This window comes from Pseudomonas sp. ADAK2 TE3594 (assembly GCF_053628675.1).
This window is the reverse complement of sequence record NZ_JBRJGV010000001.1, coordinates 1,960,699-1,981,149: the sequence shown is the minus strand read 5'-3', so window position 1 is coordinate 1,981,149 and position 20,451 is coordinate 1,960,699. Positions and strand designations below refer to the sequence as shown.

The following is a 20,451-nucleotide window of genomic DNA, read 5'->3' as shown; positions in this document are numbered from 1 at the left end:
ACAGCCTTCGCATGAAATACGGTCCCTGTAGGAGCTGGCGAAGCCTGCGATCTTTTGGCGGTTTCGGGATCGCTGAAAATCAAGATCAAAAGATCGCAGCCTTCGACAGCTCCTACAAGGGAATGGAGCTCACACCTCTAAGGCGTATTAATGTGATCCAGAACCCGATTCGCGGTGATCTCCGCCACCATGATGCTGTTGGAAATGCCCAGCAGCGCGTGACGCGACTCACCCTCCAGATGATCCACCAACTGATGGACCATCACATCGACCGAGGCCAGCGTCTCGACCAAAAAAACCGCCAGGGTTTCGGTAGTCGCCTCTGGGGCCACGGCAAACAGCTTGCTGGGTTTACGCGCGGTGGCTTTGATGTCGGCATTCGATGGGAAGTGGAAGTCGAGGGCGCGTTCGGCGGCCTCGTTGAGTTTGTTTGAATTGGGTTCGTAGGGGGATATCGGATCGGTGTCCGGCGGATTGGGCGTAGGTTTGATCATGTTGAAACTCCTGATTGTTCATTAGGAGCTACCGGCATCACTTGCAGATGATGGGTGGCAGCTATGTGCGGGTCTGCAAGACCGGGAAACCAGGAACCCGGCAGATCCGAAGATCTCCCGCACAAAGCCGCCATTTCGCGGACATAAACGAGCGTCCTTTGGCAGGGCTATGCGACTGGTATTCCGGCGGGCTTGCAGACCCGATCACTGATGAGCAGCGACGGAAATCAAGTTACCGAGCGGGCCCAAGGCGCACAAGCCGGCGGATTCTGTCTTACGTGTAGGCGGTGGCGCAAGGCGTTGTAGCCTTTGGATGGTAACGACAAGCTTCATTTAAACGATCGCGATTTTTCTTGTTTAAATGGGCTGCGAGCGAACTGTTGGTGGATTGGGTTGGGATGGGCCAGGAATTGCAATCTGTGCCCTTCCCGCCCTACTCGAAAGCCTTCTCACTCACTTTTTAGCGCTCGCCAGATAATGCGCAACCAACGCATTGGCATGGCCATGCCCCATATCGTGTTCAGCCTTCAGCCAAGCCACCATTTCCATATGCTTCTTGCCACTCACTGTTCCGAGCAGATTCAGCCAATGGTCGATGGGCTGGCCGTACTTTTTTTCAATCGAGGGGAAGTACGACGCCGGCCCTTTCACTTTTGTATCTTCGGTCATGCTGCAAGCTCCCTTTTTCACGACGGAGTGTCGGTGGACGCTCCTTGTCTTCATCCCACGAATTGAAGTCCAGGACCGCTGCGCAGTCCAGCGCAAACAAGCTCGCCGTTAAAAAGCAACGATTGAAGCTATCGCGAAGAGTTCTAATGAACTGTCAGTTCTAACAGGTCACTTTTAGTTTGGCCGGGACTAAGCTGCCCCCACTAGAGTGAATTGAGGCGTTCATCATGTCCCGAAATCGTTACCTATTGCCGCTGGGCGTTCTCTTGTTGGCGATGCTGCCGGTATTGCGCGATGCCCAAGGTGGCCAGTGGACGCCCTTACAATCCGAAGTGAACTTTCAATGCGACAACGGCGCCACGACGCCGGGCTACAGCGTGTATGTTGTCGGCAACCATCCGAAGTTAGGGAACTGGGATCCGGCCAAGGCCGTAAAGCTCGATCCTACTCCCGCCCCTGCATGGACCGGCAAGGTACTTTTCCCAGGCGCGGACGACGGCAAAGATGTGGAATGGAAGTGTATCGTGCGCAACGAGACCATACTGAACGACGTGCGGATGTGGCAAGGCGATCCCAACAACAAAGTGAAGGTGACTTTCAGAACAACGAGTGTCGGCGCGTTCTGAGACGTGAGTGAATATATGGGAAAGTGAACCTGTCACTCTCCCAAGATCAAAAGATCGCAGCCTTCGGCACCTCACCTATCCCTGTAGGAGCTGCCGAAGGCTGCGATCTTTTGATGTTTGTTATCCCAACAACAACCCCTGCTCCGCCTCACATAACTCCACCACGTAATCCCACAACACCCGCAGCCGCACGGACTTGTGCAGTTCGCGCCGTGTACTGATCCAATAACTGCGCTGGATGCTTTCGTCCGGCAACAACGGCACCAGTTGGGGATCGGCGCTGGCCATGTAGCACGGCAGCACGGCGATCCCCAGGCCCGAGCGCGCGGCCTGTTGCTGGGCGATGACGCTGGTGCTGTGAAAGACCACCTGGGGGTTGCGGCAGAAGCTGTTGAGGAACATCAGTTCCTGGCTGAACAGCAAGTCGTCGACGTAGCCGATCCACGCATGACGGCCGAGGTCCTCGCGGCTGCGCAGTGGTGGCGAGCGGTCCAGATAGGCTTGGCTGGCGTAGAGCGCCAGTCGGTAATCGGTGAGTTTGCGGGTGACCAGCATGTCGGCGGCCGGGCGTTCGAGGTGGATGCTGATCTCCGCTTCGCGGTTGAGAATGCTGACGAAGCGCGGCACCGCCACCAGCTCCACTTCCAGCCCTGGATAGCGTTCAAACAGCCCGTTCATGCGGCTGGCGAGGAACATGATGCCCAGCCCCTCGGTCACCCCGACGCGGATCTTGCCCAGCGGCGCGGTGGATTGGGTGATTTCTTCCTGAGCCAGCAGCGCGACGTTCTCCATGGCCTCGGCGTGTTTGAGCAGCGCTTCGCCGGCCGGGGTCAATTCGTAACCTTGGGCATGCTGGACGAACAGCGCAGTGCCGAGGCTTTTTTCGATGGCTTCGATGTGCCGGGCCACGGTGGCGTGGGTGGTGTTCAAACGGCGAGCGGCGGTCAGCAAGCGGCCGCTGCGCTGCAATTCGAGAAAAAACCGCAAGTCATTCCAGTCGAACATGAACCATCCTTGACGTTATGCCGTTAATGACGCTGTTTAAAAACGCACAGCGGCTGCGCAAAAACTAACATTCTTTTAACGAAAGCTAACAACTAGGATGACCGACAACAAGAACAACAATACGAGGTCAGGGATGCAGACTTCCCTTGATGAATACGACTACATCGTGGTCGGCGCCGGGCCGGCCGGTTGTTTGCTGGCCAATCGACTGTCGGCCAACCCGCAGCACCGGGTGCTGCTGCTCGAAGCCGGCGGCCGCGACAACTACCCGTGGATTCACATCCCCGTCGGTTACCTGTTCTGCATCGGCAACCCGCGCACCGACTGGTGCTTCAAGACCGAAGCGCAACCGGGCCTGCAAGGTCGCGCCCTGAGCTACCCGCGCGGCAAGGTGCTCGGCGGCTGTTCCTCGATCAACGGCATGATCTACATGCGTGGTCAGGCTGGCGATTACGACGGTTGGGCGGCCGAGGGCAATACCGGCTGGAGCTGGCAAGACGTGCTGTCACTGTTCAAGCAAAGCGAAAACCATTTTGCCGGTGACTCGGAATTTCACGGCGCTGCCGGGCAATGGCGGGTCGAGCGCCAGCGGCTGTCATGGCCGATCCTCGATGCGTTTCGTACGGCAGCCGAGCAAAGCGGCATCGCCAGCATCGATGACTTCAATCAGGGCGACAACGAAGGCTGCGGCTACTTCCAGGTCAATCAGAAAGCAGGGATCCGCTGGAACGCGGCCAAGGCGTTTCTCAAACCGATCCGCCAGCGTGCAAATCTGACGGTGTTGACTGACGTCGAAGTGGACCGCGTACTGCTGGAAAACGGCCGTGCCTCAGCGGTCAACGCACGTTGGCAAGACCAGGCGAAAACCTTCAAGGCGCGTAAGGAAATCGTCCTGTGTGCCGGTGCCGTCGGTTCACCGGGCATTCTCCAGCGTTCCGGCATCGGCCCTCGCCCGCTGCTGCAAAAACTGGGGATCGGCGTTGCCCATGAACTGCCCGGCGTAGGCGGCAACCTGCAGGACCATCTGCAATTGCGGCTGATCTACAAATTGGAAAACGCTCGCACCCTGAACCAGATCGCCGGCACGCTGTGGGGCAAGATGGGCATGGGCCTGCGTTATCTGTATGACCGCAGCGGCCCGCTGTCCATGGCCCCGAGCCAACTTGGTGCCTTCGCCCGTTCAGGACCGGAACAGACCTCGGCGAACCTCGAGTACCACGTGCAACCGTTGTCGCTGGAGCGTTTCGGCGAGCCGCTGCACGCCTTCCCCGCGTTCACTGCATCGGTCTGCGATCTGCGCCCGCAAAGCCGTGGCCGAATCGACATTCGCTCTGCCGACCCACGGGAAGCGCCGCTGATTCAGCCCAACTACCTGAGCCATCCCGAAGACTTGCGAGTGGCGGCGGACGCCATCCGCCTGACTCGTCGCATCGTCTCCGCGCCCGCCTTGCAAGCGTTCAAACCGGTCGAGTACCTGCCCGGTGACAGCTTGCAGAGCGAAGAACAATTGCATGAAGCCGCCGCCCGGATCGGCACGACGATTTTCCACCCGGTGGGCACCTGCCGGATGGGCAACGACGCACACGCAGTGGTCGACGCCGAGTTGCGCGTCCACGGCATCCCTGGCCTGCGCATCGCCGACGCCTCGATCATGCCGCGCATCACTTCGGGTAATACCTGTTCGCCTACGCTGATGATCGCCGAGAAGGCCGCGCAGTTGATCCTCAATCCCGACACAAGGAGCATCAACCTGCAGAAGCCAACTGTAGGAGCGAGCGATGCGGCGATCCGACTTGCCCGCGAAGAACGATGACGCGGTGTGTCAGGTCTGACGCCTTCGCGAGCAAGCTTCGCTCCTACAAAGATCGACGTACACCCCGCTTTATGGATAAACGCGGCACCCGCCCACAAGGCTGGCGCCGACAGTGGAACAACAAAAACAATCACTGTGAGGGATACCGATATGTCAGAACATGTTCAGCCCTTGGAAGCCGTCCGCAGCGCCGGCACCAGTCAGGAAACCCAGAAAGTCATCTTCGCCTCGTCCCTGGGGACGGTGTTCGAGTGGTACGACTTTTTCCTCTATGGCGCCCTCGCGGCGGTCATCAGCAAACAGTTCTTCGCCGGGGTCAACGACACCACGGCGTTCATCTTCGCGCTGATGGCGTTTGCCGCCGGCTTCATCGTGCGGCCGTTCGGTGCGCTGGTGTTCGGACGCTTGGGAGACATGATCGGGCGCAAATACACGTTCCTCGCGACCATCGTCCTCATGGGTCTGGCGACCTTCTGCGTCGGCTTGCTGCCGACCTACGCGAGCATCGGCATCGCCGCGCCGATCATCCTCGTGGTGCTGCGCATGCTCCAGGGCCTGGCACTGGGCGGTGAGTATGGCGGCGCTGCCACTTACGTCGCCGAACACGCACCGATGGGCAAACGCGGTTTCCACACCAGCTGGATTCAGTCCACCGCCACTCTCGGCTTGCTGCTGTCGCTGCTGGTGGTGCTCGGCTGCCGCTACTTCACCGGCGACCAGTTCGAAGTCTGGGGCTGGCGCATTCCGTTTCTGTTTTCTATCGTGCTACTGGGCATCTCGACCTGGATTCGCCTGAGCCTGCATGAATCGCCTGCGTTCGTGAAAATGAAAGAAGAAGGCAAGCTCTGCAAGTCGCCGCTGCGCGATTCCTTCGGCAAATGGGACAACCTCAAAGTGGTGCTGATTGCGCTGTTCAGCATCAACGCCGGGCAAGCGGTGACCTTCTACGCGGCACAGTTCTATGTGCTGTTCTTCCTCACCCAGTTCCTGAAAATGGACCCGGCGCTGGCCAACAGTCTGCTGATCGTCAGCGTGATCATCGGCGCACCGTTCTTCATCTTTTTTGGCTGGCTGTCGGACAAGGTCGGGCGCAAACCGGTGCTGATGATCGGCCTGCTGCTGGCCACCGCGCTGTACTTCCCGATCTTCAAGACCCTGGCCCACTACGCCAACCCAGCCATCGACCAGGCCAGCCGCCAGGCACCGATCACCGTGCTGGCCGACCCGGCCACCTGCACCTTCCAGTTCGACCCGGTGGGCAAGGCAAAATTTGATAGCCCGTGCGACAGGGTCAAAACCTTCCTGGTCAAACAGGGCCTGCCCTACAACAGCGAAGCGGCACCTGCCGGCAGCGCCGTGCAGGTGAGCATCGGCGAGGTGAAAATCGATGGCTACGATGAAGCCGCCCTGCGCGGTGCAGTGACCCTGGCCGGGTATCCGTCACAAGCCGACACCCAGCTGATCAACAAACCGATGATCGTGGCGCTGATCGTCGCGCTGATCATTATCTCCGCCATGTGCTACGGCCCGCTGGCGGCGCTGATGGTCGAACTGTTCCCGACCCGCATCCGCTACACGTCCATGTCCCTGCCCTACCACATCGGCAACGGCTGGTTCGGTGGTTTCCTGCCGACGGTGTCGTTTGCCTTGGTGGTGTACACCGGGGATATTTTCTATGGGTTGTGGTACCCGGTGGTGATTACCGGGGTGAGCCTGGTGGTGGGGATGATCTGTTTGCGTGAGACCAAGAATGTGGATCTGGACAAGAACTGACGACATGAACCTCTAGCCCAGGCTTACCTGTGGGAGCGGGCTTGCTCGCGAAAAGGGAGTGTCAGTCGACATAAATGTTGCCTGGCACACCGCCTTCGCGAGCAAGCCCGCTCCAACATGGATTACGTTCAGGCCGCCTCAGGTATCAAGCACCTCAAACGTCACTTCTTCAGGATAAAACGCCACATACCCGCCAATCTGCGCGACTGACACCTTCGGGTGCTCATAACTCCATACCGCATTGGCACCTTCATGCCCGGGGATTTGCAGGCTGAAATAGCTGGCATCGCCCTTGTACGGGCAATAGCTGGTGTGGTCGGTGCGGGCGAAATATTGTTCGGCGATGTCCTCACGGGGGATGTAGTACACCGGAGGATAATTGGCCTCATGCATGACCAGCGCCCGAGTGGACGACGCCACTTGAATGCCATGGAACTTCACCACTACGCAGCCGAGTTGAGGGCTGATGGCGATGGGATTACCGGGGCCAGGGGCTTTCATAGAGTAGGATCCTCTGTCGCTGCTGCGCTGTATCGCGATCCGACAGGTATACCTCATGTTTCGGTATCGCGACTGCTTCACAGCCGAACGGAGCTTGCTTCAGCTGCAGTGCAGGCCCTCACAAAAGCATGCCCCGCACTTGGAGAGCAGCATGGACATTGCCAACATCCCCTTCGGCACCACCGACTGGTCGCAAATCGAACCCACCGAACACCCGGGCGAGACCGGCAGCGCCCTGTGGCGCACCCGGCAGTTCCGCGCGATTCGCGCGCGTATCGTCGAATACACGCCCGGGTATCTGGCCGATCACTGGTGCTCGAAGGGGCATGTGCTGTTTTGTGTTGAGGGGGAGCTGCACACCGAACTGGAGGATGGTCGAGTCTTCGTCCTCACGCCAGGCATGAGCTATCAGGTGGCGGACAATGCCGAAGCGCATCGTTCATCCACCGCCATTGGCGCCCGGTTGTTTGTGGTGGATTGACCGCTGTCATCAACCGCAACAGCTTAAGCTGTACATCCATACAGATAAAGATTGCTCCATCGCTCATCAGCCGCCATTCTGTGCACCTCTCGAACACTGATCGATGATGGTGGTTATGCAGCTGTACCTCTGTGAAAAACCTTCCCAGGCCAAAGACATCGCGGCCGTGCTCGGCGCCAAGCGTCGGGGCGACGGCTGCTGGCTGGGAACGGGCGTCACGGTGACCTGGTGCATCGGCCATCTGCTGGAAACCGCACCGCCGGATGCCTATGACGCGCGTTACAAGCGTTGGGTGCTGGCAGATCTGCCGATCATTCCCGAAAAATGGAAGATGACCGTCAAACCGCGTACGGCCAGCCAGTACAAGGCGGTCAAGCGTTTGCTCGGCGAGGCCAGTGAACTGGTGATTGCGACCGACGCCGACCGTGAGGGCGAGATGATCGCCCGGGAACTGGTGGAGCATTGCCGTTATCGCGGGCCGATCCGGCGATTGTGGCTGTCGGCGCTGGACGATGCATCGATCCGCAAGGCACTGGCGGCGCTCAAGCCGGGGGCCGAGACATTCAGCCTTTATCATTCGGCATTGGGGCGCTCCCGGGCCGACTGGCTGATCGGGATGAACATGAGTCGGCTGTTCACCCTGCTGGGGCGTCAGTCCGGCTATCAGGGTGTATTGCCGGTCGGTCGGGTGCAGACGCCAACCTTGCGCCTGGTGGTGGATCGCGACCGCAGCATTGCCGATTTCGTCCCAGTGGCTTATTGGGCGATCGATGTGCAACTGCTGCATGACAGCACCGCGTTCACCGCCCAGTGGCGTGCGGCCTCCGACGCTTGCGACGATCAGGACCGCTGCCTGAATCAGGCGCTGGCTCAGAAAGCGGCTGCGGCCATTAGCGGTGCGGCGAGCGCTCGGGTAATCAAACTGCGCACCGAACGCATGCGCGAAGTCGCGCCTTTGCCGTTCGATCTGGGCACCTTGCAGGAAGTCTGCTCGAAGAAACTCGGGCTCGGTGCCCAGGAAACCCTCGACATCGCCCAGGCGCTGTACGAAACCCACAAAGTCATCACCTACCCGCGCAGCGACTGTGGCTACCTGCCGCTGAGTCAGCACAGCGAAGCCCCAAGTATTCTTGCTGCGCTGAGGCAGGCCGACCCGGCCCTGAACGCCTTGCAAGATCACCTGGAGCCCCTGCGCCGCTCACGGGCCTGGAACGATGCCAAGGTCAGCGCTCACCACGGCATCATCCCGACGGCGGCGGCGAAAAACCTCGACCGTCTGGTGGGCAAACAACGGGCGGTCTACACGCTGATTCGTGCACGTTATCTGGCGCAGTTCCTGCCCAACCATGAGTACGACCGGACTCAGGCTGACTTCGACTGCGCCGGTGAAGCCTTGCGCGCCGTGGGCAAGCAGATTGTCGAGCCCGGCTGGAAACGCGCCCTGCCCGAGGCCCTCGCGCCAGCCAAGGGCCGCGAAGCACCCGCGCCGCAAACACTGCCTACACTGGCCGAAGGGCGTGACTGCGCGGTGGCCGATGTGAAGCTCAAGGACCTCTGGACCCAGCCACCCAAGCCGTTCACCGAAGGCGATCTGATCAAGGCGATGAAGAACGTCGCCAAACTGGTGGAAGATCCGCTGCTCAAGCAAAAGCTCAAGGACACCACCGGCATCGGCACCGAAGCCACACGCGCCTCGATCATCCAGGGCCTGCTGGACCGCGGCTACCTGATCAAGAACGGCAAGGCCCTGGCGGCGACGCCGGCAGCGTTCAGCCTGATCGATGCCGTGCCGCGCGCGATTGCCGATCCCGGCACCACGGCGATCTGGGAACAGGCCCTGGACATGGTGCAGAGCGGTGAAATGAGCCTGGAAGAATTCGTCACCAAACAGGCTGCATGGATGAGCAAGCAGGTGGCACGTTGCGCCGGCCTGAACCTGACCATCAGCGGGCCGGCAAGCCCGGCCGGGCGTGGCGCCACACCGTGGAAAAACAAACGCAAACCCGCCAAACGCAAGCCTTCGACCGGTGCCAAACGCGTGGCGAAACCGACGGGCAAGACTTGAGGGCACTTGCAACGAATCGAAACCTGTAGGAGCGTGGCTTGCCCGCGAAGAATTCACCGTGGTTTTTCAGGTATTACGCGTTATCGTTCTTCGCGGGCAAGCCTCGCTCCTACAGGTTCTGCGGCGCATCAGGCAGCAGCCCTGCTTTTTCAGAAGGTACGACCATGGAGACAATCAGGAATCAGCCCTCGATAGAACTGCACGCCGCTCAGCGCGACGAACTGGAAACCATCGAAAACCTGATGCAGTTCTACATCTACGATTTCAGCGAATGGCTGCCGCTGAAACTCGGGGATCATGGCTTCTTCAACATCCAGCCCAAGCTTGATTACTGGCGCAACCCCGCAACCAGGCCGTTTCTGATCACGGTTGACGGCGAACTTGCCGGTTTCGTGACCGTGGATAACGAAACCCATATCGTCGGCGCGGAGCACAACATCGGCTACTTTTTTGTCAGTCGACGTTTTCGTGGCCAAGGCGTCGCGAAGTTTGTCGTCTCTGCCCTCTTGAACCGGTTCCCCGGTCAATGGCAGATTTTCCACATCGATGCCAACCAGCCTGCGCGGCTGTTCTGGGCCAGGGTGATGCCTGATCTCACGGGCGGTGAGTTCACCCTGCATCACCTGCCGATCGATGGTTATCCATGCACCGTTTACCGCTTTAACAGATCGCAGCCTTCGGCAACTCCTACTCCGCCCCTGTAGGAGCGAGACTTGCCCGCGAAGAACGATGACGCGGTCCTGCCGTTTGTCCGCGTGAGTGGCCGATTCCAGCGACGCCACAGCCAGCCACGCCTGACTTTTTAATTCCAAAACCACTTTGTCCGACAATATGTAGTGAACGAAAATAATCACTACAAAACCGTTGACGCCTCCGATTTGCCCTTGCATGATGCAGACATCTCCCCGATCGGGAGTAAGGCAACACGTTTGAGCAAGCTCGTCTGACCGCCGAGCTGTTTTTCCCGGATACACGCTGCCCACAAGGCAGATTGAAGAAGCTGACCTGGCCTGAACGTCCAGTACAAAGGACGAGAAGCGCTGGCGATCAATCCTCATGAAGCTTGTGGCCGACCCTGAAAACGTCGGCAGTGGCCTCCAGGTTTTCGCCGCTTCTCTTCGTTGTGACGCTATTGCGTAGCAGTTATTCAACACGACTACATGCAGCAGACGCGGGACCCCGTCGTATTGACGGCCGACCGCTGACGTCCTGGTTTCGGTGCCAGGGATCAACTAACCGATGGGCTACTTGTATTAGCGAATCAACTTTGAAAGATCACCAAATGGTCAAGGGGCTTACAATGAATCTGAACAATCAACCTACTATCGATGAACTGGCTCGCTTGTTCGCTGCGCAAAAAGACAGCCAGGACAGCCATATTCTGTGGATCAGCAAATCGGGCCAGGTTCATATCGACTGCCTGTCGCCCCATGCCCACGAAGCAGAGTTCGACCAGAACAACCAGAACCTGCTCGCCCGACTGAAGATGTACCGTCGCGGCCAGGGTTATGTCGGCAAGAAGGCCGCGGCCGACAAAGACTTCATCGGTAATGTGCTGCAAACGCTGAAACAGGCGTGGGCATCGATGCAGAACCAGAACGAAGTTCGGGTGATTGATCGGTTGTATTGATACCCCCCCTCAGTAAGAAAGAAGGCCCCGCTCGGAATATCGAGCGGGGCCTTTTCGTTTGTCTCGTGCGCACCAAATAAAGCTATGGTTAACCGTATGCCCTGCTGGATCCCTGGAGGCTTGCGATGAACAGAATCCTGACATTCATAGTGTTGGCCATGGCCAATGTTGCCCACGCGAACACCCTCCCTGGCATTCCCTCATTCGATGTGGACTGCCCCGGTAAAGTCGTCGTCCATGCGGATCAGGACGGCCCGGTGTTGATCAACAGTAAAGAGGCGGAAACCAAAGCCATCAACGATCGGCGCTTCGAAGCCAAGGGTTCGGGCATTACGCTCTCGATCATCCTCGCCGATGACGACTCAGTGACCGTGACCTCCACCGGCAAGGCTCCCAATGGGCTGTGCCAATCAGTGGATGACTGACTTCGCCGACTCGACCGCAGCCGCGCCCAACACCAGGTCCATAAAGGCCATCGACGCCGCACTGTGATAGTTGTTTTTGCGCCGAAGCAGCGCGGCCCCTCGGTTGGGCGCCTCCCCCAGCAGCGGAATTTTGCGCAATGCACGTTCCGCAGTGGCGATAGGCTCCGGGAGGATGGTGGCCATCGGCGCATGACGAATGACCTCCAACAGCGTACTCACCGAGTTCACCTCGATCGCCACCTTGGGCGTGATGTTCTGTTGTCGAAAATACTCGTCGATGGTGGATCGGGTGATGAAGTCCGGCGTCAGCAACGCGAACTCCAGTTGCGCCACCTCCTTTGGCGATAGCGGGTTCTGGCGCTCGTACAACGGATGACTGCGCCCGACCATCACGCCCAAGGTCTCGACAAATGCCGGCAGGCACTCGATGTCGGGGCTCCTCACCGGGGTAAAGGCAATGGCAATGTCCAGCGAGTCATCGAGCAACCCGGCCTCGATGTCATCCATCGATAACTCGAAAATCTGCAGATGGATGTTCGCAAACTTCGCCACATAGTCACGCACCAGCGGCCCCACCAGATACGCCATGAACGTTGGCGTCATGGCCAGTCGCAAAGTGCCGCGAGACAAGTCCTTCACGTCGTGCAGCGCACGTTTCCCCGCTTCAAGTTCCACCAGTACCCGACGGGCACTTTCGATATAGGCCAGCCCCGCATCGGTCGGCTTGACCGTGCGCGAGGTGCGGTCGAACAGGCTGACGCCGAGGGTTTCCTCCAGTTGCCGGATCTGCTGGGACAGCGTCGGTTGGGATACATGCAACGCCTCGGCGGCGCGGGTGAAGCCGCCATGGTCGGCGACTGCCAGCAAGTAGCGCAAATGTCGAAGCAGCATCGGGGACACCATCTATAGGCAGGACTTATGCAAAGCATTGTATATCGGTCTTGGACGCTATGAATCAATCGACCGAAGATGGCTCCACTTTCCAGCCACAACCGATAGGAGTCACACCATGCAACAGTCCCACGCTTACCAGGACCCGAGTCTGGCCCTGACCACTTCGATCCTCGATGCCAAGGCGCGCAAGAATCTGTCCTGGCAAGATCTGACCGACGGCACCGGCCTGGGTTTGGCCTACGTCACCGCCGCCCTGCTCGGCCAGCATCCGCTGCCGGAAGCCGCCGCCAAGGTGATTGGCGAGAAACTCGAACTGGACGCCGACGCCGTGGCTCGCCTGCAGATCATTCCGCTGCGCGGCAGCCTCTCGGGTGTCCCGACCGACCCGACCATCTACCGTTTCTACGAAATGATCCAGATCTACGGCACCACGCTCAAAGCCCTGGTTCACGAGCAATTCGGCGACGGCATCATCAGCGCGATCAACTTCAAACTCGACATGAAGAAAGTTGAAGACCCGGAAGGTGGTTCTCGCGCAGTGATTACCCTGGACGGCAAGTTCCTGCCATTGCGTCCGTTCTAAGACAGCCTGTAGGAGCGAGGCTTGCCCGCGAAGAACGATGACGCGTAATACCTGAAAAACCGCAGTGCATTCTTCGCGGGCAAGCCTCGCTCCTACAGGTTTGTGCGTCTTCCCCCCTCACTCATGCAAGGAAGTCCGCCATGAAAGCGCTTATCGAAGGTTTATTGAAGTTCCAGAACGAAGCCTTCCCGCAACGTACCGACCTGTTCAAACACCTGGCCACCACCCAGCATCCCGGCACGTTGTTCATCACCTGTTCCGATAGCCGTGTGGTGCCGGAATTGTTGACCCAGCAAGAACCCGGCGAACTGTTCGTGGTGCGCAATGCCGGCAATATCGTGCCCTCTTACAGTCCGCACCCCGGCGGCGTGTCGGCCACGGTCGAATATGCCGTCGCGGTATTGGGCGTGACGGACATCGTGATCTGCGGGCATTCGGATTGTGGCGCCATGACCGCCATCGCCCAGTGCACATGCATGGATCACCTGCCCGCCGTCAGCGGCTGGTTGCAACACGCCGAGTCGGCCAAGGTCATCAATGACTCCCGCCCTCACGCCAGCGACGCAGCCAAGGTGAGTTCGATGGTCCGGGAAAATGTCATCGCCCAACTGGCGAACATCCAGACTCACCCGAGCGTGCGTCTGGCCCAGGAAAAAGGCCTGCTGAACCTGCATGGTTGGGTTTATGACATCGAGACCGGCTCCGTCGATGCGCTGGATGCCAGCCGTCGCAACTTCGTATCGCTGGCCGAGCATCCAGACACCTGTGCCGTTTATGGCCAAGCGGTCGAAGCCGCCTGAAGGTTTGGCGCAGCGTTACAAAATGGGCAGGCGCGCGACTGCGCCCGTCCATGGCTGCGAACAGGCATGACACTCACTGGATCACCATAGTCATTTGTCGTCTGACGAAGGTGGCCGACGCTCAGTGGTCTCTTCGGCATTCGGTGCTTCTGGAGAATGTCCTGGGGTGAACACGTGAGTGAGCAATTCGCTGGCATCTATATTGACGACACCATGCACCGAACGGGCCAGAGCAACAGCCTGCTCACACTGCCTGTGAGTGTTGACGCGACCGCTCAATGCCACCGTGCCCGCATGGGTTTTGACATGGACATTCAGGCCGAGGGTGGTTTCGGCCAATGCCAGGGCCGACTTCACCCGGGCGGTAGTCCAAGTGTCGTGAACGACCGTTTCCAGACCATGAGAATAATGTTGAAAGGAATGAAGTTTCATGGCGCAACCCTCTCTGACGTAATCAGATGCGCTGTCCGTCCCCACGCAGACACGGACACACATTAAGTATAGTGCGTGCCGTTGCCTGCGGTCGGGGGGGCTGTCCCTGATCCTGTAGGAGCGAGGCTTGCCCGCGAAGAACGATAACGCGTAATACCTGAAAACCGCGGTGCATTCTTCGCGGGCAAGCCTCGCTCCTACAGGATTTTCACCGTTCTGGAATGCCGTTTCAGCGTTTGACCGACAGACTCGTCTGGGTCATGCGGCTACGGATCGTGAACACACCATCCCCCGAGAGAATCGCGCTGCGCGCAAACAGACGCCCGCTCTCCCAGTTCGAAAGCCCCAGTTCCGGCTTGTTCAGCGCGTACTGTCCATCGACCCAACGGGTAATCCCGTTGCCGACAAAAGGCGCGTTGACCGCGTTGTAGAAACGCTCCTGGGCCTGGGCATCTTCACTGATCAGCGACACGGTGAATTGCGGGCTGTAGCGGTTGAACAAGGTGATGGCCTGGTCCAGGTCGTCGACGATCTTCAGGCTGACTTCCGGGGTTTCTTCCCATTCCCACTCGCGCCCCAATTGATCCTCGGGCAGCGGTTCGGCCAACGCTTCGGTCTGATAGCCTTCGGCGCGGTACACCTCGACGCTCGCGGTCTGCCAATCGGCCGGCAAACAGGCCTCACTGCCCTCGACAATATGCAACTTGCAGCCCTGGCCCCGAGCGGTGCCGGCCTGTTGCAGTGCGTCGAGAAACAGCGGCACCAGTTCGGCGGCGCGATCGCGGTGGATCAGGCACACGTTCAGGGTGTTGCAGACTTTTCGGTCCAGCGAGTTGCGCACCACGGCGGCAAAGCGCTGGGCATCGGCGTCCTTGTCGGCGATCAGCCAGGCGCCACCGGTGCCGTGCAGGCTGACGGCCGTGCCGGCCTGTTGCGCGATGCTGCCCAACTGACTGACCGCACGCCCCGACCCACGGGCCACAGCCAGCGACAAGCGCCGGTCGGCGAACATCGCCCAACCGGCGGCGTGATTGACGCTTTCCACCAGCGAAACTGCTCCGGCCGGTAACCCGGCGTCGGCCAATGCCGGATTCAATGCATGGCTGACGATGGCCTGGGCGGTGCCCAACGCGTCGCTGCCAATGCGCAGCACTGCGGTGTTACCGGTGCGCAACACACCGGCGGCGTCGGCGAAGACATTCGGCCGGCCTTCAAACACGAAGGCGACGATGCCCAATGGAGAGACCACTTGCTCGACTTTCCAGCCGTCATGCTCGACGCAGCTCACGACCTTGCCGCGAGTGGCCGGTGCATCGCGCCAGGCTCGCAGGCCGGCGATCATGTCGCGGCGCATGCGCTCATCGGCGAGCAACCGCGTGGTGGAACGCCCGCGAGCCTTGGCCCGCTCGATGTCAGCCAGGTTGGCGGCCGCAATCAAGGCCCAGCATTCCGGGGTTTCCAGGCGTTGCGCAAAGCGATCGAAGAACTCGCCGATGGCCTGATCCGAGACGCTGGACATGGCGGTAAACGCCGCTTCGGCGCGCTCGATGGCGACCGCCGCCGCTTGTTGGTCCGCTACCGGGATCAGCAACAACTCGCCGCTGACCTGCTCCACCAGCAGATGGTCGCCGGGCTGAAAGCGCGCCGCCAGTTCGGGGCTGACGACAGTGACACGATTACCGGCAAAAGGGATCGGCGTGCCGGCGACTAGACGTTCGAGCGCAAGAGACATGAAACAGTTACACCATGCAGGGGAGCGGCCAGAAAATGTATAGGAAAATCCATGAAGCGTCATTCACCGGGGCCCACTGGCGGTTACTTTTTTGCCAGTCGAAATACATCTTGCTCCAGGCGATTGCTCCCCTGTTTGCGCCACGCGGCATTCGCGTCATAGACCACCAGCAGCAAGGGTTCTTCTACGCCGGCGGTGCTGACAAAGGTCATTCCTTCGGCATGATCGCAGCCTTTATCCTCGCCTTGCCCGTAAGGAACCTCCAGGGCCGGCGTCAGTTGTTCGCTGAAGACAAAACTTTCGTCTGTTGGTCTGGCGCCGTTGAGCCATCGAAACAAGCTGACAGGCCCGTCGAGGTTCATTGTCGGCCCGGCCAGGATCAACATGTCGTCACCATCGATGCATAAGTCCCTGACGCCGAGTCCATCCAGCTGGAGAAAATGCTTTCGGTATTTGCGCCCCTTGGGCCCGATTTTTTTCAGCGTCAGTGTATGAGCAGCATCGGGATGGTCCTCGGGTTCGACCTCCAGAACAATTGTCCAGCCACGCAACACCGGCCCCCGCAGCCCGATAAACACACGATTGCCGTTGACCTCAAGGCCTTCGGTATCGAACCCGTTGTCCTTGCCGGGGATGTGCAGAAATGCCCCCACATGCTCGTCGTCCTTGAGTTCATCGAGCAATTCGTTACCCAGTTGATTGCCCGCCAATTGGGCGGCGACTCGACCATCGCTAACGGTGCTCTTCACCAAAGTGAACGTCCCGTTTTCTTCGACCACCGGAATCCGGGCCAGGAGAAAACGATTGCCATCGCGACTGACCGTTGCCAAACGCTCGGCGTTTTTCTTCCAGGACTTGGTGCTATCGGGTTTTTTCCGTTTCAGGCTGTGAGACCCCACAATCCAGAGATACCCCGTGTCGCGGTCGTAACTCATGCCTTCCAGGTCTGCCTCAACGAATTCTTCGCCAATCGTCGGGATGACCGGCAGCGCCAACAGGGACGCCAACGGGAATTGTTTGTGCTGGTCAAACAGAAACTCGCCCGCACCGACGCGCTCACGCAAGGTGAAGCGCTCCAGGCTCAAGGATTCATCATTGGCGACCCACAGGGTGTCGCCTATCTGGACCACGGCAGACAACCCTTTGCGCAAATCAGTGTCCGGGTCATTGAAGACTAGAAGCGCGGAACCGAAATTCACCATGAAGTCACCCGCCCCTTGAGTCAAAGAATGCCTGCTTCACGGTAGCGGTCATCGAGCGCTAGTCAAGAAATGCCATCAGAACACCGACCAGCCGATCCGCTGACTCAACAACTCCAGCGCGGCCATGCCGGCGAGGGAGTTGCCGGCGGCGTTCAATTCCGGAGACCAGACGCACACCGTGAATTGCCCCGGCACCACTGCGACAATGCCCCCGCCCACGCCGCTTTTGCCCGGCAGACCGACGCGATAGGCAAAGTTGCCCGCTTCGTCGTACAGCCCGCTGGTGGCCATGATCGAGTTGACTTGCTGGGTCTGGCGGGCGCTGAGGATCTGTGCGCCGCTGTGTTTGCAGAAACCGTCGTTGGCCAGAAAGCAGAACGTGCGGGCCAGATCCACGCAACTCATGCGCAGCGAGCAATGGCTGAAGTAGCTGCGCAGCACGGCTTCGACGTCGTTATGAAAGTTGCCGAACGACTGCATCAGATAAGCCATCGCCGCGTTGCGTGCGCGGTGCTGGTATTCCGACTCGGCGACCTTGCCGTCCACCATGACATTCGGGTTGCCGGACAAACGCCGGACAAAATCGCGCATCGACAATGCCGGCGCGGCAAAGCGGGATTGGTTGATGTCGCAGATCACCAGCGCACCAGCGTTGATGAAGGGATTGCGCGGGCGCCCGCGTTCGAATTCCAGCTGCACCAGCGAGTTGAACGGCTGCCCGGACGGCTCATGGCCCAGACGCTCCCAAATCGCTTCGCCGGAATGGTCGATGGCCTGCACCAGGCTGAATACCTTGGAGATACTCTGCACCGAGAACGGCGTGTCGGCGTCTCCGGCACAAAACAACTCGCCGTCATTGCCATACACGGCAATGCCCAACTGATTGGACGGCACGGTGCCGAGGGCGGGAATGTAGTCAGCCACTTTGCCCTGACCGATCAACGGTCGGACTGCGTCAAGGATCTCGTTCAACAGCGCTTGCATGCCGGGTTCCGAAGTCTCGCCCCATGGGATTGCGGGGACACTGTCGCTAGACGCTGCTGGTCGGTGCTGAATCACAGTTTTGTATGGGAATGTATCTGATGCGCCCTGGGATACATGAACTTGCGCCCGGCGATCTTTCGGACATACCGCCCACACACCTGGTTGAAAAACTCCTGCTGTCCGCTGACCACCGGCAAAAACCGGGTCGGCCCTTTGCTCAGGAGTGTTGTCATGATGACCCAAGTTCCCCGTTACCACGGCTGGTCGTTGTTTGGCCTGCTGTCCTTGTTGGTGCTGGTGATGACCGGCCTGATTCTGTTGCTGAACCCGGATCTGGTGGAAGCCACCCGCAGCGCCATTCGCGCTACCGCGCGCACTTCGTTTGCACTGTTTCTCGCCGCGTTCACCGCCTCCGCTTTCGCGGTGCTGGTGCCCTCGCCTTTCACCCGTTCGTTGGTGCGCGAACGCCGCTTCATCGGCCTGGCCTTCGCGTTTTCCCACTTGGTGCACGCCATCCTGATCTACAGCTATGGCCAACTGAACCCCGAGTTCTGGCCCGGCCGCACCACGGTCGGCAACATCCCGGGCTCGGTCGGTTACCTGTTTATTCTGCTGATGGCGTTGACCTCATTCAAAACCACGGCGCGACTGATCGGCCCCAAACCCTGGAAAGCCCTGCACGTCAGCGGCATGTGGGTGCTCGCGGCGGTGTTCACCTACTCCAACTTCAAACGCATCCCCATGAGCGCCTGGTACGTCCTGCCGTTCGGTTTGATGTTCTCGGCAATCGTCGTTCGGCTGCTGGGCAAGATTGCGCTGAAGTACAAACGGTCGGTCAGAAACACGCTATTGACCGAATGCCCCCCCCCTGGAACACCACAATCCCCTGTGGGAGCGAGCCTGCTCGCGATAGCAGGCTGACATTCAATATTGATGTCGGCTGACAGGCCGTCATCGCGAGCAGGCTCGCTCCCACATTGGGTTGGGGGCTGCCTGGCAGTTGTGTCGTATCAGAATCAAATCCCGGAGCTCAAGCCCATGAATACCTCTCTCTCATCGGCCCTCAAAGGCCTGCACCTGAACCTCGACCGTGCCGGCAGCTGGATCGCCCCCCTGACCTTGCGGGTGTTTCTGGCCTGGGAGTTTTTCGAATCCGGCCTGGAAAAATGGAACGGCCAGAACTGGTTCGCCGACATCCAGAACCGCTTCCCGTTTCCCTTCAACCACGTTCCGGCCACGTTGAACTGGGAACTGGCGATGTGGGCCGAATTGATCTGCGCCCTCGCCCTGCTGGCGGGCCTGGGAACGCGGGTTTCGGCGGTTGTTCTGACCGTGGTTACCATCGTCGCGACCGCCGCCGTTCACTGGCCCGCCGATTGGTCTACATTGAGTGAACTTGCCCAAGGTTATGCCATCAGCAATAAAGGCCATGGCAACTTCAAACTGCCGCTGATCTACCTCGCCGCCCTCATGCCGTTGCTGCTCTCGGGGGCCGGCAAACTCAGCGTGGACGCGCTGTTGGCTCGATACTTCTGGCGGCGCAGTCACCGCTGATACGCCAGCGTCTCGGTAACCCCACCCAACTTGTGTAAAAAGGAGCCGTCATGAGCGTAACCACCCAATGGATCGAGATCACCAGCGCCGAGGGCACGTTCGGCGCTTACCTGGCCATTCCTCACACCCGTAAAGGTCCGGGGATTGTGCTGATTCAGGAAATCTTCGGCGTCAACGAGCACATCCGCTCGGTCGCCGAGCAATACGCCGCCGACGGCTACCTGGTCATCGCGCCGGATCTGTTCTGGCGCAACGGCCACCGTATCGAACTGGGCTACGACGAAGCCGGCTGGAAACGCGCCGTCGAGTTGATGAACGCCACCGACACCCAAAAAGCGCAGGCCGACATCAAACTGGCCATTGATGCCCTGAAGGCTCATCCGGGGCTGGACGGCAGAATCGCTTCGATCGGTTTCTGCTTCGGCGGCATGCTGTCGTACAACACCGCGGCCAATGGTTTCGTCGACGTGGCGATCGCCTACTACGGCGGCGGCATTCAGAACCAACTGGATCGCGCCGGTGAACTCAAGGTGCCGATGCTGATGCACTTCGGCGAACAGGACAGCCACATCCCCATCGACGCCGTGAAGCAAATCGCCGAGCGTTTCGAGTTCAACGATGACGTCGATATCGAGGTGTATCCGGGGGCCGAACATGGCTTCAACTGCTCACACCGTGACAGTTACAACCAGCGGGCGGCGGTCGAGGCACATGGCAATACGCTGCTCTTCTTGAGTCAGAACCTTTAAGGCCTGATCGTCGGGGTTGGCGACATAGACAATCGGTGA

22 protein-coding genes are annotated in these 20,451 nt (G+C 59.6%); 13 read left to right on the top strand and 9 right to left on the bottom strand.

Annotated elements, in window-relative coordinates:
• Window positions 1-137 precede the first annotated feature (137 nt).
• Window positions 138-494, bottom strand: a complete 357-nt coding sequence (locus AB7M22_RS09155; protein WP_454186010.1) for a DUF6124 family protein — start codon at window positions 492-494, stop codon at window positions 138-140.
• A 453-nt stretch (window positions 495-947) separates the two neighbouring features.
• A complete protein-coding gene (locus AB7M22_RS09150; RefSeq protein WP_454186009.1) occupies window positions 948-1,163 on the bottom strand; it encodes a DUF4287 domain-containing protein in 216 nt (71 codons plus the stop codon).
• Between the two features lie 227 nt (window positions 1,164-1,390).
• Here AB7M22_RS09150 and AB7M22_RS09145 point away from each other — a divergent pair, with 227 nt between their 5' ends.
• A complete protein-coding gene (locus AB7M22_RS09145) occupies window positions 1,391-1,789 on the top strand; it encodes a carbohydrate-binding module family 20 domain-containing protein (protein WP_454186008.1) in 399 nt (132 codons plus the stop codon).
• 120 nt (window positions 1,790-1,909) lie between these two features.
• Here the strand turns inward: AB7M22_RS09145 and AB7M22_RS09140 are convergent, their stop codons facing one another.
• Complete coding sequence (locus AB7M22_RS09140) at window positions 1,910-2,794, bottom strand: LysR family transcriptional regulator (RefSeq protein WP_454186007.1); 885 nt, start codon at window positions 2,792-2,794, stop codon at window positions 1,910-1,912.
• A gap of 133 nt (window positions 2,795-2,927) precedes the next feature.
• On the opposite strand from AB7M22_RS09140, the gene AB7M22_RS09135 reads away from it, so the two are divergent.
• Window positions 2,928-4,607 (top strand): GMC family oxidoreductase, encoded by a 1,680-nt coding sequence (locus tag AB7M22_RS09135; protein WP_454186006.1) that lies wholly within the window; start codon window positions 2,928-2,930, stop codon window positions 4,605-4,607.
• Window positions 4,608-4,757: 150 nt separating this feature from the next.
• A complete protein-coding gene (locus AB7M22_RS09130) occupies window positions 4,758-6,380 on the top strand; it encodes an MFS transporter (RefSeq protein WP_454186005.1) in 1,623 nt (540 codons plus the stop codon).
• 138 nt (window positions 6,381-6,518) lie between these two features.
• On the opposite strand, the gene AB7M22_RS09125 is transcribed toward AB7M22_RS09130, so the two are convergent.
• On the bottom strand, window positions 6,519-6,881 hold the full coding sequence (locus AB7M22_RS09125) for a DUF427 domain-containing protein (RefSeq protein ID WP_454186004.1): 363 nt from the start codon (window positions 6,879-6,881) through the stop codon (window positions 6,519-6,521).
• Window positions 6,882-7,032: 151 nt separating this feature from the next.
• Between AB7M22_RS09125 and AB7M22_RS09120 the strand changes: the two genes are divergently transcribed.
• From AB7M22_RS09120 to AB7M22_RS09100, 5 genes are all read left to right on the top strand, one after another.
• Window positions 7,033-7,362: a DHCW motif cupin fold protein gene (locus AB7M22_RS09120; RefSeq protein ID WP_454186003.1), complete on the top strand. Its 330-nt coding sequence runs from the start codon at window positions 7,033-7,035 to the stop codon at window positions 7,360-7,362.
• 115 nt (window positions 7,363-7,477) lie between these two features.
• A complete protein-coding gene (locus tag AB7M22_RS09115) occupies window positions 7,478-9,427 on the top strand; it encodes a DNA topoisomerase III (RefSeq protein WP_454186002.1) in 1,950 nt (649 codons plus the stop codon).
• A gap of 164 nt (window positions 9,428-9,591) precedes the next feature.
• Complete coding sequence (locus AB7M22_RS09110) at window positions 9,592-10,131, top strand: GNAT family N-acetyltransferase (RefSeq protein WP_454188778.1); 540 nt, start codon at window positions 9,592-9,594, stop codon at window positions 10,129-10,131.
• Window positions 10,132-10,727: 596 nt separating this feature from the next.
• On the top strand, window positions 10,728-11,057 hold the full coding sequence (locus AB7M22_RS09105) for a hypothetical protein (protein ID WP_007904423.1): 330 nt from the start codon (window positions 10,728-10,730) through the stop codon (window positions 11,055-11,057).
• A gap of 125 nt (window positions 11,058-11,182) precedes the next feature.
• Complete coding sequence (locus AB7M22_RS09100; RefSeq protein ID WP_007904424.1) at window positions 11,183-11,482, top strand: hypothetical protein; 300 nt, start codon at window positions 11,183-11,185, stop codon at window positions 11,480-11,482.
• Here AB7M22_RS09100 and cynR read toward each other — a convergent pair.
• Complete coding sequence (cynR, locus tag AB7M22_RS09095) at window positions 11,468-12,373, bottom strand: transcriptional regulator CynR (RefSeq protein ID WP_454186001.1); 906 nt, start codon at window positions 12,371-12,373, stop codon at window positions 11,468-11,470. The genes AB7M22_RS09100 and cynR overlap by 15 nt on opposite strands.
• 118 nt (window positions 12,374-12,491) lie before the next feature.
• Here cynR and cynS point away from each other — a divergent pair, with 118 nt between their 5' ends.
• Window positions 12,492-12,959 carry a cyanase gene (cynS, locus tag AB7M22_RS09090; protein WP_030130783.1) on the top strand — a complete coding sequence of 156 codons (468 nt, stop codon included), beginning with the start codon at window positions 12,492-12,494 and terminating at the stop codon, window positions 12,957-12,959.
• A 140-nt stretch (window positions 12,960-13,099) separates the two neighbouring features.
• A complete protein-coding gene (locus AB7M22_RS09085; protein WP_008006778.1) occupies window positions 13,100-13,759 on the top strand; it encodes a carbonic anhydrase in 660 nt (219 codons plus the stop codon).
• A gap of 90 nt (window positions 13,760-13,849) precedes the next feature.
• On the opposite strand, the gene AB7M22_RS09080 is transcribed toward AB7M22_RS09085, so the two are convergent.
• The 4 genes from AB7M22_RS09080 to glsB all read right to left on the bottom strand — a co-directional run bounded on the left by AB7M22_RS09080 (window position 13,850) and on the right by glsB (window position 18,109).
• Window positions 13,850-14,191: a BON domain-containing protein gene (locus tag AB7M22_RS09080; RefSeq protein WP_454186000.1), complete on the bottom strand. Its 342-nt coding sequence runs from the start codon at window positions 14,189-14,191 to the stop codon at window positions 13,850-13,852.
• 229 nt (window positions 14,192-14,420) lie between these two features.
• A complete protein-coding gene (locus AB7M22_RS09075) occupies window positions 14,421-15,923 on the bottom strand; it encodes an aldehyde dehydrogenase family protein (protein WP_454185999.1) in 1,503 nt (500 codons plus the stop codon).
• 83 nt (window positions 15,924-16,006) lie between these two features.
• The gene (locus AB7M22_RS09070) at window positions 16,007-17,125 is read right to left on the bottom strand and encodes a DUF3616 domain-containing protein (RefSeq protein ID WP_454185998.1); all 1,119 of its coding nucleotides are present in this window, start codon (window positions 17,123-17,125) and stop codon (window positions 16,007-16,009) included.
• A 75-nt stretch (window positions 17,126-17,200) separates the two neighbouring features.
• Window positions 17,201-18,109, bottom strand: coding sequence for a glutaminase B (glsB, locus tag AB7M22_RS09065; RefSeq protein ID WP_454185997.1), 909 nt, complete (start codon window positions 18,107-18,109; stop codon window positions 17,201-17,203).
• A gap of 231 nt (window positions 18,110-18,340) precedes the next feature.
• On the opposite strand from glsB, the gene AB7M22_RS09060 reads away from it, so the two are divergent.
• The 3 genes from AB7M22_RS09060 to AB7M22_RS09050 all read left to right on the top strand — a co-directional run bounded on the left by AB7M22_RS09060 (window position 18,341) and on the right by AB7M22_RS09050 (window position 20,412).
• Window positions 18,341-19,030: a ferric reductase-like transmembrane domain-containing protein gene (locus tag AB7M22_RS09060; RefSeq protein ID WP_454185996.1), complete on the top strand. Its 690-nt coding sequence runs from the start codon at window positions 18,341-18,343 to the stop codon at window positions 19,028-19,030.
• 117 nt (window positions 19,031-19,147) lie between these two features.
• Entirely contained in the window at window positions 19,148-19,663 is a 516-nt protein-coding gene (locus tag AB7M22_RS09055; RefSeq protein WP_454185995.1) for an HvfX family Cu-binding RiPP maturation protein, read from the top strand.
• Between the two features lie 50 nt (window positions 19,664-19,713).
• Window positions 19,714-20,412, top strand: coding sequence for a dienelactone hydrolase family protein (locus AB7M22_RS09050; RefSeq protein WP_454185994.1), 699 nt, complete (start codon window positions 19,714-19,716; stop codon window positions 20,410-20,412).
• The last annotated feature ends 39 nt before the right edge of the window (window positions 20,413-20,451 follow it).